The 13,261-nt window shown below is 36.2% G+C and carries 13 protein-coding genes and 1 pseudogene; 12 read left to right on the top strand and 2 right to left on the bottom strand.

Annotated elements, in window-relative coordinates; genetic code table 11:
- The first annotated feature begins 6 nt into the window (after window positions 1–6).
- The 6 genes from kduI to IGJ90_RS01675 all read left to right on the top strand — a co-directional run bounded on the left by kduI (window position 7) and on the right by IGJ90_RS01675 (window position 5,842).
- Window positions 7–846 carry a 5-dehydro-4-deoxy-D-glucuronate isomerase gene (gene kduI / locus IGJ90_RS01650; RefSeq protein WP_010821372.1) on the top strand — a complete coding sequence of 280 codons (840 nt, stop codon included), beginning with the start codon at window positions 7–9 and terminating at the stop codon, window positions 844–846.
- A 21-nt stretch (window positions 847–867) separates the two neighbouring features.
- Entirely contained in the window at window positions 868–1,656 is a 789-nt protein-coding gene (locus IGJ90_RS01655) for a gluconate 5-dehydrogenase (protein WP_002355302.1), read from the top strand.
- A gap of 229 nt (window positions 1,657–1,885) precedes the next feature.
- The gene (gene bglB, locus IGJ90_RS01660) at window positions 1,886–2,992 is read left to right on the top strand and encodes a beta-galactosidase BglB (RefSeq protein ID WP_002385348.1); all 1,107 of its coding nucleotides are present in this window, start codon (window positions 1,886–1,888) and stop codon (window positions 2,990–2,992) included.
- A gap of 20 nt (window positions 2,993–3,012) precedes the next feature.
- On the top strand, window positions 3,013–4,020 hold the full coding sequence (locus IGJ90_RS01665) for a TRAP transporter substrate-binding protein (RefSeq protein ID WP_002355304.1): 1,008 nt from the start codon (window positions 3,013–3,015) through the stop codon (window positions 4,018–4,020).
- Between the two features lie 14 nt (window positions 4,021–4,034).
- Window positions 4,035–4,511, top strand: a complete 477-nt coding sequence (locus IGJ90_RS01670) for a TRAP transporter small permease (protein ID WP_002355305.1) — start codon at window positions 4,035–4,037, stop codon at window positions 4,509–4,511.
- A 35-nt stretch (window positions 4,512–4,546) separates the two neighbouring features.
- The gene (locus IGJ90_RS01675; RefSeq protein ID WP_002355306.1) at window positions 4,547–5,842 is read left to right on the top strand and encodes a TRAP transporter large permease; all 1,296 of its coding nucleotides are present in this window, start codon (window positions 4,547–4,549) and stop codon (window positions 5,840–5,842) included.
- A gap of 147 nt (window positions 5,843–5,989) precedes the next feature.
- Here IGJ90_RS01675 and IGJ90_RS01680 read toward each other — a convergent pair whose 3' ends face one another.
- On the bottom strand, window positions 5,990–6,862 hold the full coding sequence (locus IGJ90_RS01680) for a helix-turn-helix domain-containing protein (protein ID WP_002386087.1): 873 nt from the start codon (window positions 6,860–6,862) through the stop codon (window positions 5,990–5,992).
- Window positions 6,863–6,981: 119 nt separating this feature from the next.
- Here IGJ90_RS01680 and rhaB point away from each other — a divergent pair, with 119 nt between their 5' ends.
- The 6 genes and pseudogenes from rhaB to IGJ90_RS01710 all read left to right on the top strand — a co-directional run bounded on the left by rhaB (window position 6,982) and on the right by IGJ90_RS01710 (window position 12,928).
- Entirely contained in the window at window positions 6,982–8,493 is a 1,512-nt protein-coding gene (gene rhaB, locus IGJ90_RS01685; protein ID WP_002381192.1) for a rhamnulokinase, read from the top strand.
- Entirely contained in the window at window positions 8,490–9,776 is a 1,287-nt protein-coding gene (rhaA, locus tag IGJ90_RS01690) for an L-rhamnose isomerase (protein ID WP_002389636.1), read from the top strand. The genes rhaB and rhaA overlap by 4 nt, the downstream gene beginning before the upstream one ends.
- 27 nt (window positions 9,777–9,803) lie before the next feature.
- On the top strand, window positions 9,804–10,652 hold the full coding sequence (gene rhaD / locus IGJ90_RS01695; RefSeq protein ID WP_002363003.1) for a rhamnulose-1-phosphate aldolase: 849 nt from the start codon (window positions 9,804–9,806) through the stop codon (window positions 10,650–10,652).
- A complete protein-coding gene (gene rhaM / locus IGJ90_RS01700; protein ID WP_002361185.1) occupies window positions 10,649–10,960 on the top strand; it encodes an L-rhamnose mutarotase in 312 nt (103 codons plus the stop codon). The genes rhaD and rhaM overlap by 4 nt, the downstream gene beginning before the upstream one ends.
- A gap of 251 nt (window positions 10,961–11,211) precedes the next feature.
- On the top strand, window positions 11,212–12,090 hold the full coding sequence (locus IGJ90_RS01705) for an AraC family transcriptional regulator (protein ID WP_002358417.1): 879 nt from the start codon (window positions 11,212–11,214) through the stop codon (window positions 12,088–12,090).
- 1 nt (window position 12,091) lies between these two features.
- A pseudogene (locus IGJ90_RS01710) lies at window positions 12,092–12,928 on the top strand (sugar phosphate isomerase/epimerase family protein).
- Between the two features lie 83 nt (window positions 12,929–13,011).
- On the opposite strand, the gene IGJ90_RS01715 reads toward IGJ90_RS01710, so the two are convergent.
- Window positions 13,012–13,212, bottom strand: coding sequence for a hypothetical protein (locus IGJ90_RS01715; RefSeq protein WP_002355314.1), 201 nt, complete (start codon window positions 13,210–13,212; stop codon window positions 13,012–13,014).
- Between the last annotated feature and the right edge of the window lie 49 nt (window positions 13,213–13,261).

Raw genomic sequence — 13,261 nt, forward strand, 5'->3', positions numbered from 1 at the left:
TTAGTTATGCAAAATATGGAAACACGTTATACACATAGTCCGGCGGATATCCGTCACTATTCAACAGAACAATTGAGAGATGAATTTTTAGTAGAGAAAGTTTTTATTCCAGGTGCAATCAGCTTAACCTACACACATAATGATCGGATGATTTTTGGTGGTGTGACACCGACCACAGAAGAATTAGAAATTATTTTGGACAAAGAATTAGGGGTTGACTATTTCTTAGAACGCCGTGAACTAGGGGTTATTAATATTGGGGGACCAGGCTTTATTGAAATTGATGGCGCCAAAGAAACAATGAAAAAACAAGATGGCTATTATATTGGGAAAGAAACAAAACATGTTCGTTTTTCTTCAGAAAACCCTGATGATCCAGCGAAATTTTACATTAGTTGTGTGCCAGCACATCATAAATATCCCAACGTAAAAATTAGTATTGATGAAATTACCCCAATGGAAACGGGTGATCCATTAACATTGAACCAACGTAAAATTTACCAATACATTCATCCGAACGTTTGTGAAAGTTGCCAGTTACAAATGGGCTACACCATTTTAGAACCAGGTAGCGCTTGGAATACAATGCCTTGTCATACACATGAACGTCGTATGGAAGCGTATGTTTATTTTGATATGGAAGAAGATACGCGGATTTTCCACATGATGGGTAAACCAGACGAAACGAAACATTTAGTAATGAGTAATGAACAAGCAGCCATTTCACCAAGCTGGTCAATTCATTCTGGGGTTGGTACAAGTAATTATTCCTTTATTTGGGCCATGTGCGGAGAAAATATTACGTACACAGACATGGATATGGTTGCAATGGATCAATTAAAATAAACCAAAGAAAGAGGAGAAAACATGGAATTTAAAATGAATGATTTTCAATTAGATGGAAAAGTAGCGTTAATTACAGGTGCTGTTTATGGGATTGGCTTTGAGATTGCGAAATCCCTAGCTGAAGCAGGAGCAACAATTGTTTTTAATAACTTATCTCCTGAATCAGTTGAACAAGGTTTGGAAAATTATCGGGCTGCAGGGATTGAAGCACGTGGTTATGTGTGTGATGTCACTGATGAAGAGCAAGTTCAAGCGATGGTTGCTCAGATTAAAGAAGAAGTCGGCTCTATTGATATTTTAGTCAATAATGCGGGAATTATTAAACGAATTCCAATGGTGGAGATGTCAGCAGAAGAGTTCCGTCAAGTGATTGATGTTGACTTGAATGCGCCATTTATTATGGCAAAAGCGGTTATTCCAGATATGATTGAAAAGGGTCATGGCAAAATTATCAATATCTGTTCAATGATGAGTGAACTAGGTCGTGAAACAGTTAGTGCGTACGCGGCAGCAAAAGGCGGACTAAAAATGTTAACGAAAAATATTGCTTCTGAATATGGACAATATAATATTCAATGTAATGGGATTGGACCTGGCTACATTGAAACGCCACAGACGGCGCCATTAAGAGAACCAGGGCATCCATTTAACGAATTCATCTTGGGACGAACACCTGCTAATCGTTGGGGCACACCAGCAGACTTAGCTGGCCCAGCAGTTTTCTTAGCATCTAACGCTTCTGACTTTGTTAACGGACATATCTTATATGTCGATGGTGGAATTTTAGCTTATATTGGAAAACAACCATAAATAAGTAACAAAAAGCGGACATACCTAAAAAGGATGTCCGTTTTTTGTTATTTACTCATTGATTGAATTGGTAAAAACCGTATCTAATTTTTAAAAAAAGTCAATTTTTGACAGTAATTCGTCAAGATTAACTATATAATTTGCTAACATTCCTTGCTAAACTAAAATTACAAAAAAATGAAAGCGTTTCATTTGCGCTGGTGGGATGGAAAAGGAGTTTTGATTGCCGATGATTATTAAACAGGAACAATTCATACCAAAAGATACAGTAGAAACAACGATTGACTTATTAATTAGAAATTTAACAACGATTAAAGATAACACAGGTGAATTTCTGTTAGATTTTGATGGTTTAAAAGTTGATGACAAAAGTTGGACGATTTGGAACTGGCCGCAAGGCGTTGGGTTGTATGGTATATATAAGAATTATCGAAATACTAAAAGTGAAAAAGCTTTACAAGTAGTTAACGACTGGTTTGAAGGTCGGATGCAAGAAGGCGCGCCGCCTAAGAATGTGAATACGATGGCTCCGCTTTTAACAATGGCTTATCTATATGAAGACACTAAAGACTCTAAATATATACCTTACTTAGAGCAATGGGCGGAATGGGTGATGGAAGAAATGCCCCGAACGAATGAAGGGGGCTTGCAACATGCGACATATGGACCAGAAAATAAAAATCAATTATGGGATGATACGTTAATGATGACTGTCTTACCTTTGGCAAAAATTGGTAAGTTGTTGAATCGACTCGATTATTTGGAAGAAGCAAAGCATCAATTTTTAATCCATATTAAATATTTACAAGATAAAAAAAGTGGTCTATGGTATCACGGTTGGACTTTTGAGGGAAATCATAACTATGCGGAAGCACTGTGGGCAAGAGGGAACTGCTGGATTACGATTGCTATTCCAGAAATTATTGAAATCTTAGAGTTGCCAAAAGGAGATAGTTTACGGGAATTTTTATTAAGTACCCTCAATGCGCAAGTGGCAGCTTTAGCGAAATACCAAGATGAATCTGGTTTATGGCATACATTAATTAATGATTCAAATTCGTATTTAGAATCTTCTGCTACAGCGGGATTCGCTTATGGGATTTTAAAAGCGGTTCATAAAAAATATATTTCTTCTGAATATGAAGAAGTGGCAAACAAAGCAATTGCTGGCTTACTAAATGAGATTGATGAAACGGGAGAAGTACAACATGTGTCAGTTGGTACAGGAATGGGTGATAATTTAGATTTTTATCGCACAATTGGAATGACAGCGATGCCTTATGGTCAATCATTAACAATCCTATGTTTGACTGAATTGCTTGTTTCTTATTGCTAGAAAAGTAAGGAGAAAAGTTCATGAAAAAAAGAAAGGTTTTATTTACAGCAGTTATGGTATTGGCAGGATTACAGTTGCTAAGTGGTTGCGGCAAAACAGAAGCTTCGGCAAGTGATACGGTAGTCTTGCGCTATGCGTATGCTAGTAATAGCCAACCAGTTATCGATTCTATGAAGAAATTCGGTGAATTGGTAGAGGAAAAAACAGATGGTAAAGTTCAAATTGAATACTTTCCAGATGGTCAATTAGGAGGAGAAACAGAACTAATTGAATTAACACAAACAGGTGCAATTGATTTTGCAAAGGTCAGTGGATCAGCATTAGAAAGTTTTTCTAAAGATTATTCTGTATTTGCCATTCCGTATATTTTTGATAATGAAAAACATTTTTTTAAAGTAATGGATAATCAAGCGCTAATGCAACCAGTGTATGATTCTACAAAAAAATTAGGATTTGTTGGTTTAACTTATTATGACTCTGGTCAACGAAGTTTTTATATGAGCAAAGGGCCTGTTACATCTCCAGATGATTTGAAAGGTAAAAAAATTCGGGTCATGCAAAGTGAAACCGCCATCAAAATGGTAGAACTTTTAGGGGGTTCGCCAGTACCTATGGGTAGTTCGGAAGTATATACTTCTCTACAATCTAATCTAATCAACGGTGCAGAGAATAATGAGTTCGTTTTATATACAGCTGGTCATGGTGGTGTGGCTAAGTATTATTCTTATGATGAGCATACTCGAGTGCCAGATATTGTGATTATGAACGAGGGGACAAAAGAACGTTTGACAGCGAAACAAGAACAAGCGATTGAAGAAGCAGCAAAAGAATCGACCGCTTTTGAAAAAACGGTCTTTAAAGAAGCGGTTGAAGAAGAAAAGAAAAAAGCACAAGCAGAATATGGTGTTGTGTTCAATCAAGTAGACAGTGAACCATTCCAAAAACTTGTTCAACCGTTGCATGAATCATTCAAAAATAGCTCAGAACATGGCGAACTGTATCAGGCTATTCGCCAGTTGGCGGACTAATTAAGGAGGTAATTATGAAAGGTTTTAGAAAATTTTTAAATCGACTTTTAGAAATACTTGGATCAATCATTCTTGCTGCAATGGTTTTGGTCGTTTTGTACCAAGTGTTTGCCCGGACAGTGTTAAAAAATCCTAGTACCTTAACAGAAGAATTTGTTCGCTTTGCATTGGTCTGGCTGGCGATGTTAGCTTCTGCTTATGTGGTTGGAAAAAAGGGACATTTAGCAGTAACTTTGTTAAGTGAAAAATTACAAGGGAAACAAAAACGCTTTTTAGAATTTATTGTTCAATTGTTGTTCCTACTTTTTGCAGGAGTGATTATGATATTTGGCGGTTGGAATGGTGTAGTAATTACGTTAGGACAAATTTCACCATCTTTGGCAATTCCTATGGGTTATGTCTATTTAGCCGTTCCAGTGGCAGGTGTTTTGATGTTTATTTATAGTTTGATGAATTTGCTAGAGTTATTCACGCAATCAAAAGATTCTTAATGCGTTTATAGAAGAAAAAGAATAGGAGTAAAAATATGGCTTTAGAAGCAGGCATTATCTTATTTGTAGTTTTTGCAGTCTTATTGGTAGTTGGTATGCCAATTGGTATGAGCATTGCGGCATCTTCAATTGCAACATTGTTATTAGTAATTCCTTTTGAAGCAGCTGCATTTACCTCAGCTCAAAAAATGGTCTCTAGTTTAAATAGTTTCTCTCTCGTAGCAATTCCGTTTTTTATTTTTTCTGGTGTGATTATGAATAATGGGGGAATTGCCCAAAAGTTGGTAAATTTTTCTATGTTATTTGTTGGTCGTGTTCCCGGCGCGCTAGCACATACTAATGTGTTAGGGAACGCATTATTTGGTTCGATTTCTAGCTCTGCAATTGCAGCATCTACTGCTATTGGTGGCGTGCTAATTCCGCAACAAGTAAATGAGGGCTATGATCGGAAATTTGCAACGGCTGTAAATATTGCCTCTGCTCCTACAGGAATGGTTATTCCACCAAGTACAGCGTTTATTATGTATTCATTGGTGGCTGGTGGGGCCTCTATTTCTTCTTTATTTTTAGGAGGTTATTTGGTAGGTTCTTTGTGGGCGTTAGGAATTATGGTGGTAGCCTATGTTATTGCAAAACGTCATAATTATCCTACTGTGGCAAAAGCAAAAAAAGGAGAAGTCAGCAAGGTTCTGCGAGAAGCGGTTCCCAGTGTATTGTTAATTGTCATTATTATTGGCGGTATTTTGACGGGGTTATTTACAGCGATTGAAGCATCAGCAATTGCTGTTGCATACTCATTATTGATTTCAATGTTTTACTACAAAACAGTGAAAATAAACGATTTACCTAAAATGTTAAAAGAGGCTGTCTTGATGAGTGGAACCATTATGTTCTTGTTGGCAACTTCTTCAATGATGTCTTTTGCGATGGCTTTTACAGGGATACCAGAAGCAATCAGTACAGCTATTTTAGGAATCACAGACAATAAATACTTAATTCTACTATTAGTAAACGTTGTCCTATTGTTTGTGGGAATGTTTATGGATGTTGGTCCAGCTATTTTGATTTTTACGCCAATCTTTTTACCAATTGTTATGAATGTTGGGGTGGATCCAGTTCATTTTGGTTTATTTGCGATTATGAACTTGTGTGTTGGTTCAATTACACCACCTGTTGGAACGGGATTATATGTTGGTGCTAGTGTTGGGGGTGTTAAAGCTGAGCAAATGCTGAAACCACTAGTTCCATTTTATCTGGTAATCTTAGCAATCTTACTTTTAATCACATATGTACCTGAACTTGTCATGTGGTTACCAAATCTAATTTCTTAATTCAATACAAATTGTCTAACAACCCCAATTGAGCGAAATATAAGTTGTTCAATCAACTAGATTTGGTAATTTACTATAAAATATTGAGTTTAGGAGGCATAGAAATAAAAAATCTCTCTATGACATTATGTGTCATAGAGAGATTTTTTAGAAGCCACTTTTACGGTATTGACTAGGAGTTAATCCAGTTCGCTTTTTAAATAATCGACTAAAGTAGGCATAGTTTTCTAAACCAACATCTACAGCAATTTCTTTCACTGTTTGATTAGAATAGCGTAGTAAATCTTTTGAATAAGAAATTTTTTTACTAATTTGATATTTAATTGGCGGTAATCCAATGTATTTGGAGAACTCTTTGTTCAATTGATATTTATTTAAATGAAAGAGTTGAGCCAAGTCTTCTAAAGAAATTGTTTCTTTGAAATGTTGATCAATGTAAGCTTTCATTTCCAAAACCAATGATGGAATCGTTTCGTAGGTAAAGTCTTGACGATACTTTTGCAACAATAATTCGTTCAGTAATTGATGAATTAAAACGGAAGATTGGTAATCAGTTTGCGCATGTTGTAAATCTTGTAATTGTAATAGCTGCTGAATGATTAAATGAATAGGATTATCTTCTGGAAGCTGATTAGTGGAGAAAACTGGTGAACCATTTTTCATAAATTCTTGGAAAAAAGCACCAGAATTTCCTCCTTCAAAATGAATCCAGTCCATTTCCCAAGGCTCTTCGCTGGTTGCTTGATAGTATTGATAATCCCGACAGTCAATAAAGAATAAATCACCTCTCTGTAAGCTGTATGTATGATAACGATAGCGTAATTCCCCAGTACCATTTAGCGTGAATTTAATTAAGTATGATGGTAAATGTGCCCGCTCCGTATAATAAGGGCGCGAGGCTTTAAACTGTCCAATTTCCTGTATGTAATAAAAAAGTGTGCGACTTTTGCTGCTAGGTGTCAAAATATGTCTCTTAGAATCGTCTGACCAAGAGTAGTCGGCTTTTTCCCAATAATCCATAAGAACCTCCTAATTACCAAGATAGTACAATTATATCTCAAAATTGTGAGAGGTGAAAGCGCTATTTTTTGTTTATGATGAATACATAAAGTTAGTCTAACGTACAAAAAATAAAAATAGTGAAAGGATTGACAACTATCAACAAAGTGAAAAAAGAACAAGTTGAGAAACGAACCTATTTAGCGGTTGATATTGGCGCTTCTAGCGGTCGCATAATGAAAAGTCAACGCTTAGCGAATGGTCAGATAACAATAGAAGAAATTCATCGTTTTAAAAATGGTTTTCATCAAAAAGATGGGTATCAGCGTTGGGATATGGCTAGTTTAGTTCATGAGTTACTGCTTGGTCTGCAAAAAGTTAAACAATTAGGTATCAAGGAATGTTTTATTGGAATTGATACTTGGGGTGTTGACTATTGTCTGCTGGATCAATCTGGACAACTTTTGGACGAACCGATTGCTTATCGAGATGGACGGACAGAAGCAGCTGTAACAAATTTTTCAAAAGGCTATTCATTAGAAAAATTGTACCAACAAACGGGGATTCAAGTTCAACCTTTTAATACCATTTTTCAGTTATTTGTAGAGGAAAAGGAACGTTTGGCTGCAGCCAGTCAATTGTTGTTAATCCCTGATTACTTAGGTTATGTCTTTACTGGAAAAGCAGTCATCGAAGCAACCAACGCTTCCACCACGCAACTGTTGAATGCTGGAACGAAACAATGGGAAAGTGAATTACTGGATTTCCTAGGAATTGATGAAACACTATTTCCAACATTAGTAGAGCCGGGCACGATTTTAGGCGACCTGCAAACAGCGGCTTTTCCAGACTATGATTTACCAAATGCAACGTTGATTACGATAGCTAGTCATGATACAGCTTCAGCAATTTTAGGTACGCCAGGCATTGGCGATGACTGGGCGTACATTAGCAGTGGTACTTGGTCTTTATTAGGCATTGAAACGACTGTTACAACAATTTCTGCTGAAGCTTTCCAAGAAAATTACACGAATGAATGGGGCGCCCAGAACACAATTCGTTTCTTAAAAAATATTATGGGTATGTGGCTAATTCAAGAAGTGGCACGGTACCAAAACTACCAATATAGCTATGCTGAATTGGCCGCCTTAGCTGAAAAAGAACCAGCATTTCAACAATTTATTGATGTAAATGATCCTCGTTTTTTAAATCCGGGAAATATGATTACTGAATTACAAGCCTATTGCCGTGAAACACAACAAACAGTTCCTGAAAGCCCTGGTGAACTCGCTCGTTGTATTTATGATAATTTAGCATTGTGTTACAGCGTAGAACTAGAAAAATTAGCTCAATTAACAGGAATCGAACGGAAAATTACAACTTTACATGTTGTCGGTGGTGGTTCCAATAATCGTTTATTGAACCAGCTAACTGCTGATGTTGCTAATGTTACAGTGAAAGCGGGACCTGGGGAAGCAACTGCTTTAGGTAATCTTTTGATGCAGATGATTGCAACAGGTGAACTTAAAGATATTCCAGCAGCTCGTACTTGTATCCAAACATCTTTTCCCACGGAAATCTATCAAGCAAATCCAATTGATTCAACAATAAAAAATCGCTATCAAGCATTTATGAAAAGGAGCTCATTATGACAACCATTACACAAAAATATGAAGAAGCGAAAGAAAAATATGCCAGTATTGGCGTAGATACCGAAGCTGTATTGGAAAAAATGGCTGATGTCAAAATTTCAATGCATGTGTGGCAAGGAGATGATGTGAGAGGCTTCTTAAGTGAGGATGAACTTTCTGGCGGTATTTCAGTTACAGGGAATTATCCAGGCGTTGCTCGAAGTCCCCAGCAACTACGTCAAGATTTAGAAAAAGCGTTTTCTTTAATTCCAGGAAAACACAAATTGAATTTGCATGCTATTTATTTAGACACAGAGGAAAGGGTAGATTTAAACGAACTGGAACCAAAGCATTTTGAACCATGGGTGACTTGGGCAAAAGAAAATGGCTTAGGATTGGACTTTAATCCAACCTTTTTCTCGCATCCAATGTACCGCGATGGCTTTACTTTAGCTCATCCGAATCCGCAAGTTCGAGACTTTTGGATTGAGCATGGGAAACGTTCACGAAGAATTGCTGAATATTTTGGAAGAGAATTAGGACAAGTAGCTGTCAATAACTTTTGGGTGCCAGATGGCTTTAAAGATAACCCAGTTGATCGTTTAACGCCGAGAAAGCGGCTAATGGCTTCGCTAGATGAAATTTTTTCAGAGGAAATTGATCCAGCTTATACAGTCGATGCGGTGGAAAGCAAGCTCTTTGGGATTGGTTCAGAAGCCTATACAGTTGGGTCTCATGAATTTTATATGGGCTACGGTTTAACGCGGAATAAATTAATTTGTTTAGATGCTGGTCATTTTCATCCAACAGAAGTGATTTCTAATAAGTTATCTTCATTATCCTTATTTGGCGAAGGAATGCTATTACATGTCAGTCGTCCAGTTCGCTGGGATAGTGACCACGTTGTCATTATGGATGATGAATTGCAAGAAATTGCCAAGGAGTTAGTTCGCAATGATTTATTAGGAAAAACACACGTGGGCTTAGATTTCTTTGATGCCACAATCAATCGTGTTGCCGCTTGGGTGATTGGCACCCGCAATACACAAAAAGCGTTAATGAAAGCGATGCTTGAGCCAACAAACGTCTTAAAAGAAACTGAATTGATGGGAGATTTTACCACACGTTTAGCCTTAACGGAAGAGTTAAAAGACTTTCCATTTGCCGATATCTGGAACTACTACTGTCAAGAAAATCACGTACCTATCGGCTTAGATTGGTTAACGGATGTTCAAGAATACGAAAAAGTGATTTTACCAACTCGTCAATTGCCAACAGGTAAAGATAGTTGTCGTTTTTCATAAAATTAACAAACGAGAGGAACTTCTAAAATGAAAAAAATGAACGTGTTACAAGCACCATTTGTGGAAGAAATGGTCAAAACGACCAAAAATTTATATCGTTTAGGTTGGGATGAACGAAATGGCGGAAATATTTCGTATTTATTAAAAGAGGAGGAGATTTTACCTTTTCTAAATCCAACACAAGTGCTCCGAAAGATTCCAATGAAATTTGATGCAACGAAATTAGCAGGAAAATATTTTATCGTGACAGGCTCAGGAAAATATTTTAAAAATGTCTGTGATGCACCAAGCGAAAACTTAGGGATTTTACGAGTTAGTGAAAATGGCCAGGAATTAGAACTATTGTGGGGCTTAGAAGATGAAGCTGTGCCAACGAGTGAATTACCTAGCCATTTTATGAGCCATATTGCTCGTTTAGCTGTTGATCCAGAAAATCGCATTGTCATGCATAATCATGCGAGTCATTTATTAGCAATGAGTTTTACCCACGAATTAGATGAAAAAGTCTTTACTAGAACATTATGGCAAATGTGTACCGAATGTTTAGTAGTATTTCCAGACGGTGTTGGTATTATTCCATGGTTGGTTCCTGGAACGAATGAAATTGGTGTAGCAACGGCTGAAAAAATGAAAGAATCTCGTTTGGTTTTATGGCCGCAACATGGTATTTATGGTACTGGCCGTGATATGGATGAAGTATTTGGTTTAATTGAAACTGCTGAAAAAGCCGCTGAAGTGTACACTTATGTTTGTGCGCAAGGAGGCGTTCGCCAAACAATTTCAGATGCAGATTTATGGCGCTTAGCAGAAGCGTTTGGTGTGACACCGAAAGTTGGCTATTTGGAAGAGAAAGTATCAAAACGGAGAAAGCTATGATAAAAAAAGCCTTTTGTATGCAAGTATATCCTGATCAACATGCCGAATATCAACGACGTCATGAGAAGTTATGGCCAGAAATGCGTCAAATGCTGAAAGAACATGGGGTAATTAAGTATCAAATTTTTTTAAATCCTGAAACCAGTACACTTTTTGGTTATTTAGAAATAGAAGATGAAGCTCGCTGGGAGCAAATAGCACTGACACCAATCAATCAAAAATGGTGGAACTATATGGAAGATATTATGGAAACAAATCCTGATTGCTCGCCGGTGACGGCTGAATTAAAAAAAGTTTTTGAACTATAATTTAAAATAGAACAGTTTGTTATAGTGAATCGTATAATTGTACACAAAACAACTTACTTGAGTAGAGTTGATTTCAAGGGATTGTTCTAGAACTTACAAAGAAAGCCTTTGTGGTAACGGCTGTTCCAGAAAGAAATAAATTGTACCAACATTAGCTGTAACTGTTTATTCAAAAAATAGTTAACTTCTAAAAAAAGAGGTGAATCTTGTTGAAGAGTGTAAAAGAAATCCGGAAATCACAAGTAAATAGTATGATTTCAGATCAATATGAGATCTTTCATGTAAAAGATATGGTTAGTCCAGAAAAAACCATCTATCATTACCACGATTTTTATGAAGTCCATTGTACGTTAAAAGGGGTAGCAACGTTCTTTTTAGATGGACATCAATTTGATGTTGAAGCAGGGACCGTTTTACTCATTCATTATCATGATTTACATCGAATTATTAAGCAGAGTACTGATGATTTTGAACGGATGTATATTTTTTTAACACCTGATTTTTTACAACAACGATCTAGTAAACGGACAAACTTGTCTGCTTGTTTTCAACATTTTGGTCAGCGTCGTAGTAAAGTTATCAAAGTGGATGTAGCAAAATTAGCAAACTACTTGACCCCGTTAGATCATTCTCCTTTGCCAGAAGAATATGGTGCGGATGTTCGTTATGAACAACAACTGTTAGACTTTTTAATTTACTTAAATCAATTAGTTCTGAAAGAAGAGAATGAGAGCCAACCAAAACAAATGATTGAAAATGAACGAATTGAAGCAATGATTACCTACATTTCTCAAAATTTGGATCAACCATTAACCTTAGAACAGATGGAAAAAAATTTTTTTGTGACTAAGTATTATGTAACGCGGGAATTTAAGAAACATACAGGATTTACTTTCCATCAATTTGTGCTGAAAAAGAAACTACTTTACGCTAAACAGTTATTAAAAGAATATCGCAGTGCTAGTGATGTTTACCTGAAATGTGGATTTAAATCATATCCACACTTTTTGAAATCTTTTAAAAAAGAGTTTAATATGACACCGAAAGAATTTTTGGTGCAACATAAGAATAATCAGATCATTCATTTTGATCATTACGAAGAATCTATCAAGAAAGTGAGGCTTGAATAAAATGTTGACACTTGCAGTACGTGCCCATGATGTTGGCACCAAAATATCTCCTGTGGAATTGGCTAAAAAAATTGCTGAAACGAACATAACTTCAATTCAATTTGCCTTAGGTATTTCTTATCCAGAATATGCAAGTGCTGCTGTTCTATCTCCAGGACTAGGAAGCCAATTGAAGAATATTTTCGAAGATGAAAAGATTACGATTAGTGTCCTAAGTTGTTATATTAATCTGATTCATCCAGATTTAGAAGAGCGAGAAAAACGACTTCATCAATTTGAAACATACATTCGTTACGCTTCAATGTTTGGGGCAAAAATCGTTGCAACTGAAACAGGCAGTATATATGAAACGATTTATTACACTGAAGATAATTATACAGAAGAAGCCTACGAAGAAGTTTTATTTTCTGTTAGAAGATTATGTCGAGAAGCTGAAAAGTATGGGATAATTGTTGGGATTTAACCAGGAATCAATCATCCAATTCATACAATTGAAAAAATGCAACGATTGATTGACGAGGTTGCTTCAACTAATTTAGGCATTATTTTGGATCCTACCAACTTAATTCGAGTAGATATAGATAAAACGTATTTGGAAATAGTAGAAGAAGCGTTTGAGTGTTTTGGTGAAAAAATCGTTGCTTTTCATTTGAAAGATTTCATTATAAGAAATCAGAAGATATTTCCGGTAGCCATTGGCGAAGGGCAGGTACCTCTTAAAGAAACCATTCAATTTTTGAATAAACATAAGCCCGGACTGTTCACTATTTTTGAGGAAACACCATTTGAAAAAATAGCAAGTGCCTATCAAAAAGTTTCGCAATATCATTCCATTTAGATAAAAATGTGCAACAAAAAACATCTCGATTTTTTGAGATGTTTTTCGTTGCTTAATAAGAAAAAATATAAAATATACTTGCCTTAAAAACTCACATAAAAGAAAGAAGCAATCGCCACAGCAAATGAAATAATAGCAAACACTAAGCTACTCCATAGTCCTAACAGAATAAATGGTGAGGTTCTTTTGCCGCCCTCTTTCTTTAAGTAGGAAAATGTTCGTCCAGTAACAATGAATTGCCAGATACTAATCAATAAAAAAATACCGCCAATTAAGTAACGCATGTCCTCGTCCTCCTTCTATTTAGTATACCACTTGATGAAAACGTTATCA

The organism is Enterococcus sp. AZ129, from assembly GCF_051714505.1.
GTDB lineage: Bacteria > Bacillota > Bacilli > Lactobacillales > Enterococcaceae > Enterococcus > Enterococcus faecalis.